General features: G+C 59.1%; 19 protein-coding genes. 6 read left to right on the top strand and 13 right to left on the bottom strand.

The features are described 5' to 3' along the window. Window positions 1-5 precede the first annotated feature (5 nt). From ACM6IN_RS07495 to ACM6IN_RS07485, 3 genes are all read right to left on the bottom strand, one after another. A complete protein-coding gene (locus ACM6IN_RS07495) occupies window positions 6-743 on the bottom strand; it encodes an S-methyl-5'-thioinosine phosphorylase (RefSeq protein WP_007910483.1) in 738 nt (245 codons plus the stop codon). A gap of 12 nt (window positions 744-755) precedes the next feature. After that, window positions 756-1,766, bottom strand: a complete 1,011-nt coding sequence (gene nagZ / locus ACM6IN_RS07490; RefSeq protein WP_007910482.1) for a beta-N-acetylhexosaminidase — start codon at window positions 1,764-1,766, stop codon at window positions 756-758. Window positions 1,767-1,924: 158 nt separating this feature from the next. Beyond that, a complete protein-coding gene (locus ACM6IN_RS07485) occupies window positions 1,925-2,632 on the bottom strand; it encodes a TetR family transcriptional regulator (protein WP_414915689.1) in 708 nt (235 codons plus the stop codon). 229 nt (window positions 2,633-2,861) lie between these two features. Between ACM6IN_RS07485 and lexA the strand changes: the two genes are divergently transcribed. Further along, complete coding sequence (lexA, locus tag ACM6IN_RS07480) at window positions 2,862-3,470, top strand: transcriptional repressor LexA (RefSeq protein WP_003226590.1); 609 nt, start codon at window positions 2,862-2,864, stop codon at window positions 3,468-3,470. A 10-nt stretch (window positions 3,471-3,480) separates the two neighbouring features. Then, a complete protein-coding gene (sulA, locus tag ACM6IN_RS07475) occupies window positions 3,481-3,954 on the top strand; it encodes an SOS-induced cell division inhibitor SulA (protein WP_007910472.1) in 474 nt (157 codons plus the stop codon). A 94-nt stretch (window positions 3,955-4,048) separates the two neighbouring features. Here sulA and ACM6IN_RS07470 read toward each other — a convergent pair whose 3' ends face one another. From ACM6IN_RS07470 to ACM6IN_RS07440, 7 genes are all read right to left on the bottom strand, one after another. Continuing rightward, window positions 4,049-4,282, bottom strand: a complete 234-nt coding sequence (locus ACM6IN_RS07470; RefSeq protein WP_007910471.1) for a hypothetical protein — start codon at window positions 4,280-4,282, stop codon at window positions 4,049-4,051. A gap of 106 nt (window positions 4,283-4,388) precedes the next feature. Then, window positions 4,389-4,913, bottom strand: coding sequence for a DUF6586 family protein (locus ACM6IN_RS07465; RefSeq protein ID WP_007910470.1), 525 nt, complete (start codon window positions 4,911-4,913; stop codon window positions 4,389-4,391). Window positions 4,914-5,056: 143 nt separating this feature from the next. Beyond that, window positions 5,057-7,687: a type I DNA topoisomerase gene (gene topA, locus ACM6IN_RS07460; protein WP_414915688.1), complete on the bottom strand. Its 2,631-nt coding sequence runs from the start codon at window positions 7,685-7,687 to the stop codon at window positions 5,057-5,059. Between the two features lie 114 nt (window positions 7,688-7,801). Continuing rightward, window positions 7,802-8,038 carry a DUF1653 domain-containing protein gene (locus ACM6IN_RS07455; protein ID WP_007910467.1) on the bottom strand — a complete coding sequence of 79 codons (237 nt, stop codon included), beginning with the start codon at window positions 8,036-8,038 and terminating at the stop codon, window positions 7,802-7,804. Between the two features lie 99 nt (window positions 8,039-8,137). Further along, the gene (gene fadA / locus ACM6IN_RS07450; RefSeq protein WP_007910465.1) at window positions 8,138-9,313 is read right to left on the bottom strand and encodes an acetyl-CoA C-acyltransferase FadA; all 1,176 of its coding nucleotides are present in this window, start codon (window positions 9,311-9,313) and stop codon (window positions 8,138-8,140) included. A gap of 29 nt (window positions 9,314-9,342) precedes the next feature. Further along, entirely contained in the window at window positions 9,343-11,490 is a 2,148-nt protein-coding gene (fadB, locus tag ACM6IN_RS07445) for a fatty acid oxidation complex subunit alpha FadB (protein ID WP_414915687.1), read from the bottom strand. Window positions 11,491-12,018: 528 nt separating this feature from the next. Beyond that, the gene (locus tag ACM6IN_RS07440; RefSeq protein ID WP_007910461.1) at window positions 12,019-12,456 is read right to left on the bottom strand and encodes a hypothetical protein; all 438 of its coding nucleotides are present in this window, start codon (window positions 12,454-12,456) and stop codon (window positions 12,019-12,021) included. Window positions 12,457-12,559: 103 nt separating this feature from the next. On the opposite strand from ACM6IN_RS07440, the gene ACM6IN_RS07435 reads away from it, so the two are divergent. Then, window positions 12,560-12,997 (top strand): universal stress protein, encoded by a 438-nt coding sequence (locus ACM6IN_RS07435; RefSeq protein WP_007910454.1) that lies wholly within the window; start codon window positions 12,560-12,562, stop codon window positions 12,995-12,997. 174 nt (window positions 12,998-13,171) lie between these two features. On the opposite strand, the gene ACM6IN_RS07430 is transcribed toward ACM6IN_RS07435, so the two are convergent. After that, window positions 13,172-15,094, bottom strand: coding sequence for an ATP-binding cassette domain-containing protein (locus ACM6IN_RS07430; RefSeq protein WP_007910438.1), 1,923 nt, complete (start codon window positions 15,092-15,094; stop codon window positions 13,172-13,174). A 214-nt stretch (window positions 15,095-15,308) separates the two neighbouring features. Between ACM6IN_RS07430 and ACM6IN_RS07425 the strand changes: the two genes are divergently transcribed. Then, complete coding sequence (locus tag ACM6IN_RS07425) at window positions 15,309-17,237, top strand: transglycosylase SLT domain-containing protein (protein ID WP_414915686.1); 1,929 nt, start codon at window positions 15,309-15,311, stop codon at window positions 17,235-17,237. A gap of 71 nt (window positions 17,238-17,308) precedes the next feature. On the opposite strand, the gene ACM6IN_RS07420 is transcribed toward ACM6IN_RS07425, so the two are convergent. Beyond that, window positions 17,309-19,114, bottom strand: a complete 1,806-nt coding sequence (locus ACM6IN_RS07420; RefSeq protein WP_007910435.1) for an ABC transporter transmembrane domain-containing protein — start codon at window positions 19,112-19,114, stop codon at window positions 17,309-17,311. Window positions 19,115-19,369: 255 nt separating this feature from the next. On the opposite strand from ACM6IN_RS07420, the gene ACM6IN_RS07415 reads away from it, so the two are divergent. Next, window positions 19,370-19,549, top strand: coding sequence for a PA1571 family protein (locus ACM6IN_RS07415; RefSeq protein ID WP_007910433.1), 180 nt, complete (start codon window positions 19,370-19,372; stop codon window positions 19,547-19,549). Window positions 19,550-19,662: 113 nt separating this feature from the next. On the opposite strand, the gene pdxB is transcribed toward ACM6IN_RS07415, so the two are convergent. Then, on the bottom strand, window positions 19,663-20,805 hold the full coding sequence (gene pdxB, locus ACM6IN_RS07410; RefSeq protein WP_414915685.1) for a 4-phosphoerythronate dehydrogenase PdxB: 1,143 nt from the start codon (window positions 20,803-20,805) through the stop codon (window positions 19,663-19,665). 159 nt (window positions 20,806-20,964) lie between these two features. On the opposite strand from pdxB, the gene ACM6IN_RS07405 reads away from it, so the two are divergent. Further along, entirely contained in the window at window positions 20,965-22,374 is a 1,410-nt protein-coding gene (locus tag ACM6IN_RS07405; RefSeq protein WP_007910428.1) for an MATE family efflux transporter, read from the top strand. The last annotated feature ends 151 nt before the right edge of the window (window positions 22,375-22,525 follow it).

Genomic DNA, 22,525 nt, shown 5'->3' with positions numbered 1-22,525 from the left:
AGTCCTTAGCCGGCCAGCACCCGCGCCAACGCCGACTTCACCTTGCCCATGCCGTCATGCAGCGCCTGCTCGATCTCGGCCATGGTAATCACCTCCGTGGTCTTGCCCGCCGCCGGGTTCACCACCAGCGCCAGACAGGCGTAATCCAGATCCAGCTCGCGGGCCAGTGCGGCTTCCGGCATGCCGGTCATGCCGACGATGTCGCAGCCATCACGTTCCAGACGCACGATCTCGGCGACCGTTTCCAGACGCGGGCCTTGGGTGCAGGCGTATACGCCTTGATCGCTGTACTCGCAGCCCTCGGCAGCTACCGCGGCAATCAATTGCTGACGCAGCGGCTCGCTGTAAGGAAAGCTGAAGTCGATGTGGGTGACATGCTCCAGATCATCGGCGAAAAAGGTGTGCTCGCGCCCGCTGGTGTAGTCGACGATCTGGTGTGGCACGCAGAAATGTCCTGTGCCCATGGCCGAATGAATCCCGCCCACGGCGTTCACCGCGATGATCGCTTCGGCCCCGGCCTGCTTCAGCGCCCACAGATTGGCGCGGTAGTTGACCTTGTGCGGCGGGAAGCGATGCGGGTGGCCGTGACGGGCGAGGAACAACACTTCCTTGCCGGCGTATTCGCCAATCTGCACGTCGGCCGACGGCGCGCCGTAGGGCGTGTCCACTGCCAGCGATTGGCGAATGGTCAGGCCTTCGAGTTGGGTCAGGCCGGTGCCACCGATGATTGCGTAAACCGTCATAGCGAAAAATCCTTAATCGATCAGTTGAGCGTCTTTGAGCGCGCCAATGGCGGTGAGCCAGCGCGGATCCTGACGGTAATCGGTGCTGGCGAAGGCCTGACCGCGCATGCGGGCGATTCGGGCCGATGGCTTGACCTTCATGCGTTGCGCGGCGCTCAAGGCGAGCTCTGCAGCAGCGCGGTCGTTGCACACCAACCCCATGTCGCAACCGGCAGTCAGTGCGGCTTCGATGCGGCTGGCGGCATCGCCAACAACGTGGGCACCGGCCATCGACAGATCGTCGCTGAAGATCACGCCGTCGAACTGCAATTCGCCGCGCAGAATGTCCTGCAACCAGCGCCGGGAGAAACCGGCCGGCTGCGAATCCACCTGCGGATAGATGACGTGTGCCGGCATGATCGCGGCCAGTTGTTTGCTCAGCTTGGCGAACGGCACGAGGTCGTTGGCGCGGATTTCGTCGAGGCTGCGCTCGTCATTCGGAATCGCCACGTGGGAATCGGCTTCAGCCCAGCCATGACCGGGGAAGTGCTTGCCAGTAGCGGCCATGCCAGCGCTGTTCATGCCGCGAATGAATGCGCCGGCGAGTAACGCGGCGCGCTCAGGATCGCCTTCGAACGAACGGGTGCCGACCACGGCGCTGCGCTGGTAATCCAGATCGAGCACCGGGGCGAAACTCAGGTCGAGACCGACCGCCAGCACTTCGGTAGCCATGATCCAGCCACATTGCTCGGCGAGGTATTCAGCATTCGGGTTGTCGGCGATCGCGCGCATGGCCGGCAGCCGCACGAAGCCCTGACGCAGACGCTGCACGCGACCGCCCTCCTGATCCACTGCCAGCAACAGATCCGGGCGAATTGCGCGAATCGACGCACTCAGCTCACGCACTTGGCGCGGATGCTCGATGTTGCGCGCGAAAATGATCAGGCCGCCCACTTCGGGCTGACGCAACAATTGGCGATCTTCGGCCGTCAGCCAGGTACCGGCGACGTCCACCATCAACGAGCCTTGCAGGCCAGCAGTCATAGAGATTCCTTGAAAACGAAAAACCCGATCCGCAACAAATCGCTACCGTGAGCCATGCTCGGCAGGTCGGCAATTTCTATGGATTTCGGGTTCAGAACGAGAGTCGGCATGGGCGGCTAGCTTAGCGGATACAAGCTGCCGCGCCCACCCGTGCGCGGTTAAACCTTGGCGGCGACCGGCGTAGATTTGCTGCGCGGACGCAGTTGCGCGGTGGCCATCGCGGCGTCAGTGACACCGGTTTCGGCGCGCATGCCCGCAGCGAGGAACGGCACCATCAGGCGCATCACTTGCTCGATGGAGGTGTTGACGCCGAAATCGGTCTCGGCGATCGCGCGCAAGGCCTTGATGCCGGACATGCTGAACGCGGCGGCGCCGAGCATGAAATGCACGCGCCAGAACAGTTCGATCGGCGGAATGCGTGGTGCGGCTTCGTTGACCAGCAGCATGTAGCGACGGAACACCTTGCCGTACATGTCTTCCAGGTAACGGCGCAAGTGGCCCTGACTCTGGCTGAACGCGAGACCGAGCAGGCGCATGAAGATCGACAGATCGTTGCCGCTGCGTGGTTGAACCACGAGCGCCTGCTCGACGAGGATTTCCAGCAGTTCTTCGAGCGTCGGTTTGTTTTCAGGCCTGGCCTGACGGCGCTCCAGTTCCTTGTCCAGGCTGATGCAGAACGGCCCGAGGAAGCGCGAGAAAACCGCCTGAATCAGCGCTTTTTTCGAGCCGAAGTGATAGTTCACTGCTGCCAGGTTGACGCCAGCCTTGCTGGTGATTAAACGCAATGAGGTTTCAGCGAAACCTTTCTCCGCGAACAACTGCTCGGCAGCATCAAGAATGCGTTCAACGGTTTCCGACTGGGCCATGGCTACTCCGCCTGACAAACACTTGTTTGAAACATACGTTTCAGCCTGTGCCTTGTCAAGCCCGCCTGTTCGTTTTGGGAATGGTCGGTCAGCTATTTAACCACACAAGCCCAGTGCATTAATAAGCACGAAAGCCGACCGTCCGGCGGCGCAGGAAAAAACGGGCATTGCCAAGGGCGATTCACTGTATATAATCCCAGTCACTGTATAAAAAGACAGAGCGATCAATATGCTAAAGCTGACGCCACGCCAAGCCGAGATTCTGGCCTTTATCAAACGCTGCCTCGAAGACAACGGCTACCCGCCAACCCGCGCGGAAATCGCTCAGGAACTGGGTTTCAAATCGCCGAACGCGGCTGAAGAACATCTCAAGGCACTGGCCCGCAAAGGTGCCATCGAGATGACCCCTGGCGCTTCTCGCGGTATTCGCATTCCCGGCTTCGAAGCCAAAGCCGACGACTCCACTCTGCCGATCATTGGCCGGGTCGCTGCCGGCGCGCCAATCCTCGCCCAGCAGCACATCGAAGAATCCTGCAACATCAATCCGGCCTTCTTTCATCCACGCGCTGATTATCTGTTGCGTGTACACGGCATGAGCATGAAGGACATCGGCATTTTCGACGGTGACCTGCTCGCCGTGCACACCACCCGCGAAGCGCGCAATGGCCAGGTCGTCGTCGCCCGCATCGGCGATGAAGTGACGGTCAAACGCTTCAAGCGTGAAGGCAGCAAGGTCTGGCTGATTGCCGAAAACCCTGAGTTCGCCCCGATCGAAGTCGACCTGAAAGATCAGGAACTGGTGATCGAAGGCTTGAGTGTCGGCGTCATTCGCCGCTAAAGGAGGCTTTATGCAGTTCCCACACACCCCTCAGCAAACACAACTGCCTTTATTCGAAGCGTTTCTGGCGCAACCGATGGCGCCGATCCTGAAAGACGTGGTCGAACGCCCTTGGAATGCCGAACCCGAAGTATTCAGTGAGCTGTCACTGCGCGGTGCTGCCGGGAACTGCCTGAACCTGCTCGCCCCGATCCTGCGCGAACTCAGTGAAGATCAGGACGCGCGCTGGCTGACGCTGATCGCACCACCTGCCAGCCTGACCCAGACATGGCTGCGAGATGCCGGGCTGAATCGCGAACGCATTCTGCTACTGCAACCAAGGGGCGCTCAGAGCGCTCAACAACTGGCGTGCGAAGCTCTGAAGCTGGGTCGCAGTCATACCGTGGTCACTTGGCTCAACCCGCTAAACACCCACTCGCGGCAACAACTGATCAGCGCTGCACGCACGGGCGACGCTCAGAGTCTAAACATCCGCTTGGGTTGATTGCTGGCAGCACGCGCTGTGTGAAGCGCAGGGCTTCTCCAGGGACAGAGAAGCCGATCTGAAGCGGTAACGTCAAACAGTAGAAAGGCGGGGATCAATGAAGAACCCGCGGCCCCTCTTCCTTATCAAACTCGCCTTCGACCATACGACCGGCCATTTGCACGCCGACGCTCAACATCGCTTTAGCGATTTCCACATGCTGACCTTGCAGGAACGCCTTGGCATCGTCGGAGAAATCCAGCGTCACCAAAGAACCCTCGTCCTCAGCCCTGCGCAGTTCGATTCGGCCGTCTGGTAACTCGACAATTTCTAGAAAGGACGTTGGCATAAAGGTCTGTTCTCCACGAAAGGCAGGCATTATATAGACATCATTCAGGCTTCGCTCGGGATCTTGACCAGCAGCATGTTTCAGATTGCCACCGTGTCAATCGCCCTCAGCACTCGTTCAAGCCTTCGCGAAAACGTATCGCCAGACCTTTCAAGTTCTGCCGCCAGCTCTCCAGCTCCTCTCGACTCAACTCTTCCGGCGCTTCCTCTTCATCCAGATTAATCGCCTGAATCAACGGTTGAGTCACATCCCCTTTCGGTTTGTGTGGCACCCGTGGCGGCTGGAACAGCGCCGAATGCGCAGCCAGCAGTTTTGCCAGCCAGGTTTCAGAGTTGCCCGCCAACTCAACCATTTCGGCGAGTTCAGGAATCGCAATCGACTCCAGCACTTCACGCGTCAGCAGCATCTCAGCCCGTGGTGCATTAGCCTGCGGCAGACGATAGAAACCCGCGATCTCGTGGCAAAGACCCAGCAAGGCGCCGTACAGGTGAAACAGCGCCGATTCACGTCCGGCCTGAATCAACGCCAGTGAATTCATCGCCCGCCCCTCCTCAGCGCGAGCCAAGGCTTCGAGCGACAGGCCAGCGAAATAGATCTTCTGATTGGTACGGGTATAGAGTTCGTGAGCCATGACGGCGCTCCCCACAACGAAATAATTGCTTCACACAGGCCGGACAGTGTCATGGATCAGCTGATCCCACCGCAAGCACAAAACAAAAAGGCCGCATGAAAACCCAAGGGTTCTCATGCGGCCTTTCAGTATCAGGCTAATGCTTAATCAGCTTTGGCCTTCGTACGCTTGTCTTCAACCGTCCACTTGCCACCGTCGTAGTAAGCCTTCCAGCCAGTAGGCTTGCCGTCGACTTCGGTCTGCACGTATTGCTCCTTGGTCTTGCGGCTGTAGCGAATCACCGCTGGCAGACCGTCAGGGTCCTTCTGCGGCGCTTCGCACAGGAAGTGATACTTCGGATCAATCTCGTCCTTGTGCGGCAGAATCTCGATCACCAGCGGAGCACGGGTCTCGCGGTTTTTCGGGAACTGACTGGCCGCCAGGAACAGACCGGACGCACCGTCGCGCAGGATGTAGGTGTCGTTGACCTTTTCGCATTTCAGCTCAGGCATCTTCACCGGATCCATCTTCGGCGGCGCTGCATCACCGCTTTTCAGCAGTTTGCGGGTGTTCTTGCACTCAGGGTTGGTGCAACCGAAGAACTTGCCGAAACGGCCAGTCTTGAGCTGCATCTCGCTGCCGCACTTGTCGCATTCCAGGCTCGGACCTTCGTAGCCCTTGATGCGATAGCTGCCCTCTTCGATTTCGTAGCCAGCACAATCCGGGTTGTTACCGCAGATGTGCAGCTTGCGCTTCTCGTCCAGCAGGTAAGCGTCCATCGCCGTGCTGCAGATCGGGCAACGATGCTTGCCACGCAACACCAGCGATTCCGACTCACCTTCGTCGTCCGCAGCGATTTCGTCGCCCGGCACCAGGTTGACGGTGGCCTTGCAGCGTTCTTTCGGCGGCAGGCTGTAGCCTGAGCAACCAAGGAACACGCCGGTCGACGCAGTACGAATCTGCATCGGACGGCCGCAAGTGGTGCACGGAATGTCGGTCATGACCGGCTGGTTGGCACGCATGCCGCTGTCCGGGTTTTCGGCTACTTCGAGCTTCTTTTTGAAGTCGCCGTAGAACTCGTCCAGCACACTTTTCCAGTCGCGCTCACCCTGTGCCACGTCATCGAGGTTCTCTTCCATGCCGGCAGTGAAGCCGTAGTCCATGAGGTTGGAGAAGCTTTCCGACAGACGCTCGGTGACGATGTCACCCATCTTTTCCGAATAGAAACGACGGTTGTGCAGGGTCACGTAGCCGCGATCCTGAATGGTCGAGATGATCGCAGCGTAAGTCGAAGGACGACCGATGCCACGTTTTTCCATTTCTTTAACCAGGCTCGCTTCCGAGTAACGCGCCGGCGGCTTGGTGAAGTGCTGGGACGGATCGAGCTTGATCAGCTTCATCACGTCGCCCTGCGCCATATCGGGCAGAACGTCGTCATCACCCGGCTTGGCAATTTGCGGCATAACGCGGGTGTAACCGTCGAACTTGAGGATACGACCCTTGGCACGCAGCTCGAAATCGCCAGCACCCACGCTGACGGTGGTCGACAGATATTGCGCCGGCAGCATCTGGCAAGCGAGGAACTGGCGCCAGATCAACTCGTAGAGACGCTCAGCGTCACGCTCCATGCCTGCAAGCTTGCTCGGAATGGTGTTGGCGTCGGACGGACGAATCGCTTCGTGAGCCTCTTGTGCGCCTTCCTTGCTGCTGTAGACGTTTGGCGTTTCCGGCAGGTACTTCTTGCCGAACTCGTCTTCGATGTAAGTACGCGCCATCGTCACGGCATCAGCCGAGAGGTTGGTCGAGTCGGTACGCATGTAAGTGATGTAGCCGGCTTCGTAGAGACGTTGGGCCATCATCATGGTTTTCTTCACGCCGAAGCCCAGGCGGTTACTCGCAGCCTGTTGCAGTGTCGAGGTGATGAATGGCGCCGAAGGCTTGCTGCTGGTCGGCTTGTCTTCGCGCTTGACGATGCTGTAGCTGGAAGACTTGAGCTTCTCCAGCGCGGCCATGGCCTGGGCTTCGTTGAGCGGCTTGAAGGCCTCGCCTTTCTCGCGAGCCACTTCGAAACGCACGGTCGAGCCTTTGGTGGTGCCGAGATCGGCATGCACTTCCCAGTACTCTTCCGGGTTGAATGCACGGATTTCACGCTCACGCTCGACCACCAGCTTCACGGCAACCGATTGCACGCGACCGGCAGACAGGCCACGGGCGATCTTCGCCCACAGCAGCGGCGAGACCATGTAACCCACAACGCGGTCGAGGAAACGACGGGCCTGCTGAGCGTTGACACGATCGATGTCCAGCTCGCCCGGTTCCGAGAAGGCTTCCTGAATCGCCTTCTTGGTGATTTCGTTGAACACCACACGCTTGTAGCGGCTGTCGTCACCACCGATGGCTTCGCGCAGGTGCCAGGCAATGGCTTCCCCCTCGCGATCCAAGTCGGTTGCGAGATAGATGGTGTCAGCATCTTTGGCGAGCCGGCGCAGCTCTTCGATGACCTTCTCTTTACCCGGGAGGATCTCGTACTTGGCTTTCCAGCCATGATCGGGATCGACACCCATACGCGAGACCAGCTGCTTGCGCGCTTTCTCTTTCGGCGAGAGCACCGGACCTTCGCCCGCAGCAGCCTTGCCGCGCTTGGCGGCTGGCTCTTTGCTGGCGCTAGCCGAACCGCTGGTGGGCAGGTCTCGGATATGGCCGATACTCGACTTCACCACGTATTGGTTACCCAGATACTTGTTGATGGTCTTGGCCTTAGCCGGGGATTCCACAATGACCAGCGATTTGCCCATGGATCAGAAAATTCCTGAATTCTAGAAGTGAAAGGCGGTTGGCGCCTGACGCGGCACCGCTATATATAGTTGATACAAGGTGAGGTCAAGCACAGGGTTCTGTGCACACTCGCCTCATGCCTTGGAAAAAAGGCTCGGTTCGGCTTGCACCAAAGCAAAGCGTGGCACCTGCTCGCCGTCAACCTCGACCGACTCGAGAAACATGCTCAGAGGGCGCACCCAAAAGCCGTAATCGCCATACAGGGCTTGGTAAAAGACCACTTCTTCTTCGGTCTCGGAGTGCCGCGCAACACTGAATACGCGGTACTGCGGACCTTTGTAATGTTGGTAGAGCCCAGGTTGTATCGGCATGGTTTGGCCCTCACTCAAATTTTTTCAAAAATAAAAACAAAATAAATCCACAAAAACAAAAACCGGGGCACTTGGCCCCGGCTTCCATCGACGAGACGCTTAAACGCGTTCGAAGACGGTGGAGATGCCTTGGCCGAGACCAATGCACATAGTGGCCACCCCGAAGGTGCCGCTATTCTGCTTCATCACGTTCAGCAAGGTGCCGGAAATACGGGCACCGGAGCAACCGAACGGGTGACCCAGGGCGATCGCGCCGCCGTGCAGGTTAACCTTCTCGTTCATCTTGTCGAGCACTTTCAGATCTTTCAGCACTGGCAGGGCCTGTGCGGCGAACGCTTCGTTGAGCTCGAAGAAGTCGATATCGTTGATCCCAAGGCCCGCACGCTTCAGGGCTTTTTGTGTCGCCGGAACTGGACCATAGCCCATGATCGCCGGATCCACACCCGCCACTGCCATCGAACGGATAACCGCCATTGGCTGGATACCCAGGTCCTGTGCACGCTGCGCCGACATCACGATCATGCACGAAGCACCATCAGTGATCTGCGACGAAGTACCGGCAGTCACGGTGCCGCCCTTTGGATTGAAGGCTGGCTTGAGAGCCGCCAGACTTTCCAGGGTGGTTTCCGGACGAATGGTTTCGTCATAGTCGAACAGTTTCAGGAAACCGTTCTCGTCGTAGCCTTGCATCGGAATGATTTCGTCTTTGAACTTGCCTTCCACGGTGGCCTTGTGGGCCAACTGGTGGGAACGCACGCCGAAAGCGTCTTGCTGTTCGCGAGTGATGCCGTGCATTTTGCCGAGCATTTCCGCGGTCAGGCCCATCATGCCCGAGGCTTTCGCCGCGTACAGCGACATGTGCGGGTTCGGATCGACACCGTGCATCATGCTCACGTGGCCCATATGCTCGACGCCGCCAACCACGAACACGTCACCGTTACCGGTCATGATCGCTTGCGCAGCGGTGTGCAGTGCGCTCATCGACGAGCCACACAGACGGCTGACGGTCTGGCCGGCCGAGGTGTGCGGGATCTGGGTCATCAGCGACGCCATGCGCGCGATGTTCCAGCCCTGCTCCAGGGTCTGGTTGACGCAGCCCCAGATCACGTCCTCGACTTCAGCAGGATCAACCTTGGCGTTGCGTTCCAGCAGTTTGCTGATCAGGTGCGCCGACATGTCTTCAGCACGGGTGTTGCGGTGCATGCCGCCCTTGGAGCGGCCCATCGGAGTACGACCGAAGTCGACAATCACGACGTCTCTAGGATTCAAGCTCATAAGTTCACTCTCACTCTAGTTGGGGGCGCTTAACCGAAGAAGCTCTGGCCGGTTTTGGCCATTTCACGCAGCTTCGCGGTCGGGTGGTACAGCGCGCCCAAATCAGCGTACTGGTCAGCCAGGGCAACGAACTCGGCAACACCGATCGAATCGATGTAGCGCAGCGCACCGCCACGGAATGGAGGGAAACCGATACCGTAAACCAGACCCATGTCGGCTTCGGCGGCGGTTTCAACGATGCCGTCTTCCAGGCAACGCACGGTTTCCAGACACAGCGGGATCATCATCCAGTTGATGATGTCTTCGTCAGTGACTTCGCGCTGCTCGTAAACGATCGGCTTGAGCACTTCCAGCACCGACGGATCGGCAACTTTCTTCTGCTTGCCTTTCTTGTCGGCCTCGTAGGCGTAGAAGCCCTTGCCGTTCTTCTGGCCCAGGCGCTTGGCTTCGTACAGCACGTCGATGGCCGAACGACGGTCATCCTTCATGCGATCCGGGAAGCCTTCAGCCATCACGTCACGACCGTGGTGACCGGTGTCGATGCCGACCACGTCCATCAGGTATGCCGGGCCCATCGGCCAGCCGAATTTTTCCATGACCTTGTCGATACGGACGAAGTCCACACCGGCGCTGACCAGCTTGGCGAAACCGCCGAAGTACGGGAACAGTACGCGGTTGACCAGGAAGCCCGGGCAGTCGTTGACGACGATCGGGTTCTTGCCCATTTTCTTGGCGTAGGCAACGGTAGTGGCAACAGCCAGCTCGCTGGACTTCTCGCCACGGATCACTTCCACCAGCGGCATCATGTGCACCGGGTTGAAGAAGTGCATGCCGACGAAGTTTTCCGGACGCTTGAGGGCCTTGGCCAGCAAACTGATAGAAATTGTCGAGGTGTTGGACGCGAGGATGGTGTCCTCTTTGACCTGACCTTCCACTTCAGCCAACACGGCTTGCTTGACCTTCGGGTTCTCGACCACAGCTTCGACAACCAGATCGACGTGACCGAAGTCGCCGTAGGACAGGGTTGGACGAATGGCGTTGAGCACTTCAGCCATTTTCGCAGCGGTCATGCGACCTTTATCAACGCGGCCAACCAGCAGTTTGGCGGCTTCGGCCAGCCCCTGCTCGATACCGTGCTCGTTGATGTCCTTCATCAGGATCGGCGTCCCTTTGGAAGCCGACTGATAGGCGATACCGCCACCCATGATGCCGGCGCCGAGTACAGCGGCCTGCTTCACGTCTTTGGCGATTTCGTCATAGGCCTTGGCCTTTTTCTTCAGCTCCTGATCGTTCAGGAACAGACCGATCAAGCTCTGCGCGGCAGAGGTCTTGGCCAGTTTGACGAAACCGGCGGCTTCGACTTCCAGCGCCTTGTCACGACCGAAGTTCGCGGCTTTCTGGATGGTCTTGATCGCTTCAACCGGTGCCGGGTAGTTCGGACCAGCTTGACCGGCAACGAAACCTTTGGCGGTTTCGAAAGCCATCATTTGTTCAATGGCGTTCAGCTTGAGTTTTTCAAGTTTCGGCTGACGCTTGGCCTTGAAGTCGAACTCGCCGGAGATGGCGCGTTTGATCAGTTCAAGAGCGGCTTCCTGCAGCTTCTCCGGAGCAACCACGGCGTCGACGGCGCTGACTTTCAGGGCGTCTTCAGGGCGGTTTTCCTTACCGGAGGCAATCCATTCGATGGCGTTGTCGACACCGATCAGGCGCGGCAGACGCACGGTGCCGCCGAAGCCTGGGTAGATGCCCAGTTTGACTTCCGGCAGACCGATCTTGGCCTTGGTCGACATGACGCGATAGTCAGCCGCCAGGCACATTTCCAGACCGCCGCCCAGTGCGATGCCATTAATGGCCACTACGGTTGGGACATCGAGGTCTTCGAAATCGCTGAAGATCTTGTTGGCTTCGAGATTGCCAGCAACCAGCTCGGCATCCGGCAGCTTGAAGTTGTCGACAAATTCGGTGATGTCGGCGCCGACGATGAACACGTCCTTGCCACTGCTGACGATCACGCCCTTGATCGAAGCATCTGCCTTGATGGTGTCTACGGCCTGACGCAGTTCGTTCAGGGTTAGACGGTTGAACTTGTTGACGGACTCACCCTTGAGGTCGAATTTCAATTCGACGATGCCACTTTCAAGAGCTTTAACCGTGATGGCTTTACCTTCGTAAATCATCAACTGATCTCCACGATATGGAAGCTGAACAGTACACGTCGGACGCAGGCGAATGGCTCGGCAGGACGCTTTTTCGTCGATGCTAACGCCAATCCACCCGGCACACCCGCCAACGCGATAGTCGGGATTCTGTAGGAGCAGTCTGTAAGACAAACGCTCAATTCATACGCCCGTTTGATTTGGGTACGTCACCTTCACGGAATTTCCAACAATTGTCAATCGCCCAAAATACGGGTTGAAATGCGACTTTGCGGTCATTTCCGTCAGACGAAGACCCGCAACACGCGTCTGCATGTGAAGCCATTCATAGAATCAATAGTTAGAAAAGTCGCCCTAATTCGCGGCGGCCCTTGTTTAAAGGGCTACGCTGGGAGGACTACAGAGAAATGCGCTGAGCGCTCCAGGCCCCATCAGCATCAAAAAACGTTTCCGGCCTGCCTGGCCAACCCCGCCCGATGAATCATGTCGGGCTTTTTATTGCGCGTCTGCCGGACGTTTCACACCATTGCAGTGCGAAAAGTCCGCGCGTCACGCCAGTGCTTTCAGAGTGGCGTCGATATCCTGCAAAACCGTCGCTTCACCCTTCTCGCCCCAATACAGAGCGATCATCTGCTTGTCTGCCTCGACTTTGAAAACGTTGCCCGGCAACTTTTCGAAATGATTGAGCAGCGCACGATCCTCGCAGACTTCCTGCCATTGATTGACCCATACACCCGGCGATTTCTGCCAGTAAGTCCAGCAGACGGGCTGCTTGCTACGGCGCGGTCGATGATATTGCGCACACGGGTTCGGCGGCTCTTGCGCCAGCCAGTGCGGCCATTCCTGAGGGGCCAGCTGCATGGCCAGACCGATGCGTCGCGCCTCCATGCGCAGGGCGATGCGACCGCTTTGCGCGCGCGATGGGCGCAGCCACGCCAGCGGACTTAAAACCACCAGCAGGATTGACACCACCAACCAGACCGTCATATCTCTATTCCCAATTCTTGGTGAGCGCATTGTGTCACTTTGGAACCAATGCGCTTGAAACCAGCCATACTTAACAATATTGAAATCTCACGAGGAGCACCTCATGCCCTACCACCACATCCTGGTCGCCGTAGATCTGACCGAAGAGTGCGACCCTGTGATTCACCGCGCCCGAGAGCTATCGGTGAGCAATGGCGCCAAGCTGTCGCTGGTGCATATTGTCGAGCCGATGGCCATGGCGTTCGGCGGCGACGTGCCGATGGATCTGTCACAACTGCAACAACAGCAGTTCGATCAGGCCAAGGAACGCCTCGAGCGCCTGAAACTCAAGTACTCCGAGCTCGAAGGCGCCAATTGTCACCTGACTTATGGCCAGCCACGCCAGGAAATCCATCATTTCGCCAAGGAACAAGCATGCGACCTGATCGTGGTCGGCAGTCATGGCCGTCACGGTCTGGCGCTGTTGCTCGGCTCGACCGCGAATGACGTGCTGCACGGCGCGCCATGCGATGTATTGGCGGTACACTTGGTCAAACGCTGAAATACCATTCCATGCAGGAGTAAGCCTGCTCGCGATAGCGTTCTGACACTCGACGAATTCGTTGAATGCTAAACCTCTATCGCGAGCAGGCTCACTCCTACAAGGGAACTGCGTTTACATATGAAAAGCCCGGCGCTCATTACTGAGCGCCGGGCTTTTTCACATCAGGGCCAATCAGGCATCCAGCTCGGCCCAACGTTCCATCAACGCATCCAGCTCAGCCTGCAACTGCTCCAGCGAAGCAATCACCTTGGCTGTTTCAGCCGCAGGGCGCTGATAGAAGCCAGCTTCAGCCATTTCGGCTTCCACGGCAGCAATCTGCTGTTCCTTGGCGTCGATATCAGCGGGCAACGCTTCCAGCTCGCGTTGCAGCTTGTAGCTCAGCTTTTTCTTGGCAGCCGGGGCAGCAGCGACAGGTGCTGCAACTACAGCAGGCTCGGCAGTGACCACCGCCGAATTCAAGTCAGCCTTGCCCGACTTGCTTTCAGTCACGCCCAACAGGCGCGGCGAACCACCCTGACGGATCCAGTCCTGATAGCCGCCGACGTACTCACGCACCTTGCCTTCACCTTCGAAGACCAGCGTGCTGGTGACCACGTTGTCGAGGAATGCCCGGTCGTGGCTGACCATCAGCACGGTGCCGTTGAAAGTCAGCAGCACTTCTTCGAGCAGCTCGAGGGTTTCCACGTCGAGGTCGTTGGTCGGTTCGTCGAGGACCAGCAGGTTCGCCGGCTTGCTGAACAACTTGGCAAGCAACAGACGCGCACGCTCACCACCCGACAGCGCCTTGACCGGCGTGCGGGCACGCTGCGGGCTGAACAGGAAGTCGCCGAGGTAGCTCAGCACGTGACGGCTCTGGCCGTCGATATCGATAAAGTCGCGACCTTCGGCGACGTTGTCGATCACGGTTTTTTCCAGATCCAGCTGATGGCGCAGCTGGTCGAAGTACGCTACGTCGATCCGCGTGCCCTCTTCCACTTTGCCACTGGTCGGTTGCAGACCGCTGAGCATCAGTTTCAGCAGGGTGGTCTTGCCGGTACCGTTGGCGCCGAGCAGACCGATACGGTCGCCGCGCGTCAGCACCATCGAGAAATCCTTGATCAGGAACGGGCCGCCCGGGTGCGCGAAACTCACGTTCTCGAGCACCATCACCTGCTTGCCGGACTTGTCGGCAGTGTCCAGCTGAATGTTGGCCTTGCCAGTGCGTTCACGACGTTCGCTACGCTCGACGCGCAACGCTTTCAGGGCGCGGACGCGGCCCTCGTTACGGGTGCGGCGAGCCTTGATGCCCTGGCGGATCCAGACTTCTTCCTGGGCCAGTTTCTTGTCGAACAGCGCGTTGGCGGTTTCTTCAGCGGCCAGCGCGGCTTCTTTGTGTACGAGGAAACTGGCGTAGTCGCCGTTCCAGTCGATCAGGCCACCGCGATCCAGTTCAAGGATGCGCGTGGCGAGGTTTTGCAGGAAGGAACGGTCGTGCGTGATGAACAGCACGGCGCCCTGGAAATCTTTCAGCGCTTCTTCGAGCCAGGCAATCGCACCGATGTCCAGGTGGTTGGTCGGTTCGTCGAGCAGCAGCAGATCCGGCTCGGACACCAGCGCCTGTGCCAGCAGCACGCGACGACGCCAGCCGCCGGACAACTGGGCGAGGGTCTTGTCCGCCGGCAGTTGCAGACGGCTCAAAGTGCTCTCGACCAGAGTCTGCAAGCGCCAGCCATCACGGGCTTCGAGGTCTTGCTGAACGTGCATCAGCTTGTTCAGGTCATCTTCGGTAACGCAGTTCTGCGCGAGGTGATGGTATTCGGCGAGCAACGCGCCCACGCCATCAAGGCCTTCGGCAACCACGTCGAACACCGTCCGGTCGTCGGCCACCGGCAATTCTTGCGGCAATTCGCCGATTTTCAGACCGGGGGCACGCCACACCGAGCCTTCATCGGGCTTCTGGTCGCCCTTGACCAGTTTCATCATGCTGGACTTGCCAGTGCCGTTGCGGCCGATGATGCACACCCGCTCACCACGGGCGATCTGCCAGGACACCTTGTCCAACAACGGCATAGCGCCGAACGCAAGGGACACATCGCTGAATTTGAGCAGGGTCATGAGCTTCTCCAAAAACCGGGCGCGCATTCTACCTGAGTTAGGGCTTCAAAAGGCCGGCAATTTGTCTGTTGAAGCACTCTGCACAACATTTGTTGCGAACTTGTGCTGCGAGGCCGGCAAAGCTTTCGCCGCTTGCTGGCAAAAGGCTAAGCTACAGACAATTCAGTGCTGATTCGTGTCGGCACTTGTCATGATTTCTCTGCCCGGATGTCTCATGCGCAGTCGCCTTTTCAGTGTTTTCTCCTGTTTGCTACTTACCGCCGCTGCCGCTCAATCCGCTCAGGCGGTGGACCTGTCTACCCAACGCCAGTATTACGATGAAGCCAAGCGCGCCTTGGCCAAGGGCGATACCGGCCCGTATTTCCGCTACAGCCAGGCGCTGGCCGATTACCCGCTGGAACCGTACCTGGCCTACGACGAACTGACCGCGCGCCTGAAGACCGCGAGCAATGCGGAAATCGAAAAATTCCTCGCCGAACACGGCGATCTGCCCCAGGCCAACTGGATGAAACTGCGCTGGTTGCGCTGGCTCGCCGACCGCGGCGACTGGGCGACCTTCGTCAAGTATTACGACCCGAAACTCAACTTCACCGAGCTGGATTGCCTCAATGCGCAATACCAGATCACTCACGACAAGAAAGCCGAAGGCTATGCCAACGCCGACAAGCTGTGGCTGACGGGCAAATCGCAACCCGCCGCGTGTGACGCGCTGTTCGGGATTTGGGCCGCCGATGGTCAGCTCACTGAGCAGAAACGCTGGGAGCGCACCAAACTCGCCGCTCAGACGCGCAACTATCCCCTGGCCAACAGCCTGGTCAACGGCCTGACTACCCTCGCCCCGCGCGGCCGTTTACTGGTGGATGTGGCGCAAAAGCCGGAACTGCTCAATCAGCCTTCACGCTTCACCCCGGCCGACGAGCCGATGTCCGATGTCGTCAGCCTCGGCCTGCGCCGCCTCGCGCGTCAGGATCCGGACAAGGCCATGGCGCTGCTCGACGGCTACGCCAGCAGCATGCATTTCTCCCGCGATGAAAAAGTCGCGATCGCCCGGGAAATCGGCCTGACTCTGGCGAGGCGTTTCGACAGCCGCGCGCTGGACGTGATGACCAAATACGATCCGGAACTGCGCGACAACACCGTCTCGGAATGGCGTTTGCGCCTGCTGTTGCGTCTGGCGCGCTGGGACGATGCGTATCAGCTGACTCGCCGTCTGCCGCAGGACCTGGCCACCACCAACCGCTGGCGCTACTGGCAGGCGCGCAGCCTGGAACTGGCCCAGCCGCAAAACCCGGAAGCGCAGACGCTGTACAAAAACCTCGCTCGCGAGCGCGACTTCTATGGGTTCCTCGCCGCCGATCGCTCGCAATCGCCCTACTCGCTGAACAACAAGCCATTGGTCCTCAGTCAGGCGCTGATCAACAAGGTGCGCAACACTCCAGGCGTACGCCGCGCGCTGGAATTCCACGCCCGCGGACAGATCGTCGACGGTCGCCGCGAGTGGTATCACGTCAGCCGCCACTTCAATCGCGATGAAATGGTTGCTCAGGCGAAACTCGCTTACGACTTGAAATGGTATTTCCCAGCGATCCGCACCATCAGTCAGGCGCAATACTGGGACGATCTGGATATTCGTTTCCCGATGGCCCACCGCGAAACACTCGTGCGGGAAGCCAAGGTGCGTGGCCTGCATTCAAGTTGGGTGTTTGCCATCACCCGTCAGGAAAGCGCCTTCATGGACGACGCCCGCTCCGGCGTCGGCGCCAGTGGCCTGATGCAACTGATGCCCGGCACCGCCAAGGAAACCGCACGTAAGTTCAGCATCCCGCTGGCCTCGCCGCAGCAGGTGCTCGATCCGGACAAAAACATCCAGCTCGGCGCCGCTTACCTGAGCCAGGTGCACAGCCAGTTCAACGGCAACCGTGTCCTCGCCTCCGCCGCCTACAACGCCGGACCGGGTCGCGTACGCCAATGGCTGCGCGGCGCCGATCACCTGAGCTTTGACGTGTGGGTGGAAAGCATCCCGTTCGATGAAACCCGTCAGTACGTGCAGAACGTGCTGTCTTATTCGGTGATCTACGGCCAGAAGCTCAACTCGCCACAGCCGCTGGTGGATTGGCATGAGCGGTATTTTGATGATCAGTGATCCAGCGCTTAGTGCCGGATAACGAAAAATGCCCATATCTCGCGATACGGGCATTTTTTATGGGCACGGCCTTAGTGAATGGCAGGATCGGTGACAGGATTCGTTGAAGCGCTCTTGCCATCATTGAACTGCAACGCCGCCAACCGTGCATACAGCGGATTGCTGGCAATCAGCTCCTGATGAGTACCAATGGCCACCAGCTTGCCCTGATCCATCACCGCAATCCGGTCAGCGTTTTTCACCGTGGCCAGTCGATGCGCGATCACCAGCGTGGTGCGGTTCTGCATCAGGCTCGGCAAAGCTTCCTGAATCAGATGCTCACTCTGCGCGTCGAGGGCGCTGGTGGCTTCGTCCAGCAGCAGGATCGGTGCGTCGACCAGCAACGCCCGGGCGATCGCCAGACGCTGACGCTGCCCACCGGAAAGACCGAGACCGCCATCGCCGAGATGGGTCTGATAACCGTTGGGCATTTTTTCGATGAAGTCATGAGCGTGGGCAATTTTTGCCGCTTCCTTGACTTGCTCCAGCGTCGCCCGCGGATTGCCGTAACGAATATTTTCTTCAACGCTGCCGAAAAACAGCGCCGGCGATTGTGATACCAAAGCGAAGTGACGGCGCAGGTCCAGCGGGTCGAGGCTGGTCAGCGGCACACCATCGATAAGAATCCGCCCTTCCACGGGGTCATAAAAGCGCAATAGCAAATCGTACACCGTGGACTTGCCAGCGCCCGATGGCCCCACCAACGCCAGCGTCTCGCCGGCCCGAATGGTCAGGTTCAAGCCGTTGACGGCATAGCTTTCAGGACGCGATGGATAGGAAAAACGTACTTCCTGTAATTGCAGTTCACCCCGCACGCGCTCCGGCAGGGTCACAAGCCCGGCGGTTGGCGGCTGGATGATATTTTCCGAACCCAGCAATTCAGCGATCCGCTCGGCGGCACCTGCCGCACGTTGCAGCTCGCCGATCACCTCACTCAAGGTGCCGATCGCACTGCCGACGATCAGGCTGTAGAAAACAAACGCCGCCAGTTCGCCTCCAGTGATACGTCCTGCGATCACGTCCATGCCGCCGACCCATAACATCACTGCCACCGCGCCCAAAACCAGCACGATCACCATGGTGATCATCCATGAGCGCTGGAAGATACGTTTGCGTGCCGTGTCGAAGGCGTCCTCGACCGTTGTCGCAAAACGCCGCTCATCCTGCACCTGATGGTTGTAGGCCTGCACGGTTTTGATCTGGCCGAGGGTTTCCGACACATAGCTGCCGATATCGGCGACGCGGTCCTGGCTCAATCGCGACAGATTGCGTACGCGTCGGCCGAAAATCAGGATCGGCGCGACCACGAACGGCAGCGCAATCACCACAATGCTGGTGAGTTTCGCATTGGTCACGAACAGCAGGATGACACCACCAATGACCATCAGCAGGTTGCGCAGGAACATCGACAGCGACGAGCCGATCACCGATTGCAGGAGTGTCGTGTCGGCAGTCAGTCGCGACTGAATCTCCGAACTGCGATTGTTCTCATAGAAGCCCGGATGCAGATAGACCAGATGGTTGAACACCTCACGGCGAATGTCGGCGACGCAGCGCTCGCCGATCCACGATACCCAGTAAAACCGTGCGAACGTGCCGACCGCCAGGCCCAGCACCATTAACATGAAGATGCCGATGCTCTGATTGAGCTGATGCGGCGACTGAGTCATGAAGCCGCGGTCGACCAACAGTTTGATCCCCTGCCCCATCGATAACGTAACGGCGGCGGTGACGATCAACGCCAGCAGCGCGCCGATGACTTGCCAGCGGTAAGGTGCCAGAAATCGAGTGGTCAGACGCAGGGCGCGCCGGTGCCTTGAAGAAAGCTTCGGGGTCATTCAGGTACGCATCCGTGTTGATGAAAGGGCTAGCGTAAACCTTCTTTGGGGTGGAACTCTGTAAATCACAATGAGTCAGGTTAAATATGCCCCCAAAGACTAGGCCATAGTTGCTATCGGTCTAACGTCGCGGTTGAGACGAACGGTCATTTCTGTTGGACTGGAATGGCCGCTCATGACGGATCGAAGGCGCTGTCACAGCCTGGTCACGTGGCGGTTTTAATCTGGGTACACAACCTGATGAGGAGACAGGCCATGTCCTTGCAACACAGCAGCGATGACAAGATTCAAGTGATCCGCACCAAGCCCGGCCAATCTCTGGGTTGCTCGATACTGGATAAGGATGGGCGTGAAGTACCGATCACTGAAGAAATGATCCAGCAAGCGTGCAGCGAGCTGGAGAAGCGATTGATCAAGCCTGCCGAACAAGAGTGATATAGCCACCGTCTTCCTGACCCGGCCCCTTTGGCCGGGTTTTTTCTGTCTGCAGATCAGGTATTTGTGGCGCGGCATTCGCGAGCAAGCTCGCGAATCGCCCATCTCGCTTTCTAGACAGGTACCGCACCCAGCGCCGACACGATCTTCGCCAACGCCGGTGAATCCCCTTCAATGCGCACCTTCAGTCCTTCAATCTCGCGCCGCACCGGATATTGCTTGCGCAACACGTCGAACGCCGCACGCTGCTCGCCGACATTGCCTACGAGGCTGCGGCGAAAATCCGCGTCATCGCGGCGCGGGTCGTACACCCCACGGCACAACATCGCCAGCGCCCAGGCCGGATCGCTGTCACCGTGCAGGGAAACTTCAGACAACCACGGTGCCGGCAACAGATCACTGAGTTGAATGCTCGCCGCTTGACTGAGGAATGTGCAGTAAGCCTGATAGATCTGCGCCGTTCCGCGCTGTTTGCCATCAAGGCTATAACCGGCAATGTGCGGGGTGGCCAAGACGCAGAGTTCGGCCAGCGCAACATCCACTGCAGGTTCTGCTTCCCAGACATCGAGAACGGCTTGCAGGTCTTCACGCTCCAGCAACACTTCGCGCAGAGCAAGGTTATCCACCACAGGACCACGGGCCGCGTTGATCAGCCATGCGCCGGGCTTGAGTTGTTGCAAACGTGGCTGATCAAACAGATGCCAGGTCGCGCCGTCGCCGCTGCGCGTCAGCGGCGTGTGCAAACTGATCACATCGCACTGCTCGATGATCTGCTCGAGGTTGACGTAATCGCCGCCTTCGGCAGCCTGCCGTGGCGGGTCGCAGACTTTGACGTTCCAGCCCAGGCCCTTCAGAACCTTGATCAGCCGTCCACCGACCTCACCGGCGCCGACGACCCCGTAGGTGCGCTGAGTCAGATCGACGCCTTCGATTTCGGCGAGTGTCATCAGACTGCCCAGCACGTAATCAACCACGCCGCGGGCATTGCAGCCAGGCGCACTCGACCATGTGATGCCGGCCTCATTGAAGTAGTCGAGATCCAAATGATCAGTGCCGATGGTGCAGGTGCCGACAAAGCGCACCTTGCTACCCTCAAGCAAAGCACGGTTGACGTTGGTCACCGAGCGCACAAGCAATACGTCAGCCTGCTCGACCGTCGCTCGGTCGATGGAACGGCCCGGCACCCGGCGGATCTCGCCGAAACCGGCAAAAAAGGCATCGAGCAGCGGGATATTTTCGTCGGCAACAATCAGCATGGCGGGCTCCTTTGGCGGATCGGCAGTTTAGGTGCAGATCGGTCGCTGAGCCAGCGAGCTTTGCGCTTACAAATCCGCAACAGAGGATTTTTCCTGACCAAGGCGTCAGCGGCGTAGAATGCGGCGCCTTGCGCATCAACACCTGTGGACGTTTTGCCCGTGAATTCTGTAACTGATCAACCTGTCGCTGTTTCCCTGACCCGCCCGGCGCGGATTCGCCTGGAGTTCAAGAACCTGCTCGCCCTCGCGTTGCCGATCATCATCGCGCAACTGGCGACCACGGCCATGGGCTTCGTCGATGCGGTGATGGCTGGCCGCGTCGGGCCAAAGGATCTGGCGGCCGTTGCGCTGGGCAACTCGATCTGGGTGCCGGTGTTTCTGCTGATGACCGGCACCCTGCTGGCAACCACGCCGAAAGTTGCCCAGCGCTTCGGTGCCGGTACCCACAGCGAAATCGGCCCGCTTGTACGTCAGGCGTTGTGGCTGGCACTGGTGGTCGGACTGATTGCGACGGCGATGCTGGTGGCCGCCGAACCGGTGCTGCACCTGATGAAGGTCGATCCCGAACTGATCGGCCCGTGCATGCAATACCTGCACGGCATCGCCAGCGGTCTGCCAGCAGTGGCGTTCTATCACGTGTTGCGTTGCACCAGTGACGGCATTGGCCGTACGCGTCCGGCGATGGTGCTGGGCCTGTGCGGTCTGGCGCTGAACATTCCGCTGAACTACATCTTCATCTATGGCCACTTCGGCGTGCCGGCGATGGGCGGCGTTGGCTGCGGATGGGCCACGGCGATTGTGATGTGGGTGATGGCGCTGGGGCTGGCTGGTTATGAGCGCTGGGCGCCGGCCTATCGTTCGAGCGAAATCTTCAGCCGTTTCGACTGGCCGCAATGGGCAGTGATCAAGCGGTTACTGGCAATTGGTCTGCCGATCGGCATCGCCGTGTTTGCCGAGTCGAGTATTTTTGCCGTGATTGCGTTGTTGATCGGCAGCCTCGGCGCCACGGTAGTGGCCGGGCACCAGATTGCGCTGAACGTCAGTTCGCTGGTGTTCATGATTCCCTACTCGTTGGGCATGGCGGTGACCGTGCGCGTCGGTCAGGCATTGGGTCGCGAAGAACCGCGTGAGGCGCGCTTTGCCGCTGGCGTCGGTATGGGCACCGCGCTGGCCTACGCCTGTCTGTCGGCGAGCATGATGCTGTTGTTGCGCGAGCCGATTGCGGCGATCTACACCGCTGACCCGACGGTGATTCACATTGCGGCGATGTTGATTGTGTACTCGGCGCTGTTCCAGTTTTCCGACGCCATCCAGGTGACCGCTGCCGGCGCACTGCGCGGTTATCAGGACACGCGGGTGACGATGATCCTGACCCTGTTCGCCTATTGGGGGATTGGTTTGCCCGTGGGTTACGCCCTCGGCCTGACCGACTGGCTCGGCGAGCCACGCGGCCCGAGCGGCTTGTGGCAGGGTCTGATCGTTGGCCTGAGCTGCGCGGCGTTGATGCTGTCGATCCGCCTGACACGCAGTGCACGCAAGCGTATTCGGATCAGTCGCTCGGCGGGCTAAACCCTTAAAACCGGGACAAAAAATGTGGGAGCCAGCCTGCTGGCGAATGCGGTGAATCAGTCGCCATCAATAGTGACTGAGATACCGCTTCGCGAGCAGGCTCGCTTGTATGTTTAGACTTGAAGGGGTGGGCGGGACTAAAAGCTCGATT

It is taken from the genome of Pseudomonas sp. IT-P395, from assembly GCF_949767675.1.
GTDB lineage: Bacteria > Pseudomonadota > Gammaproteobacteria > Pseudomonadales > Pseudomonadaceae > Aquipseudomonas.
The sequence above is the reverse complement of the archived record's forward strand: the minus strand, read 5'-3'. Positions and strand labels throughout refer to the sequence as shown.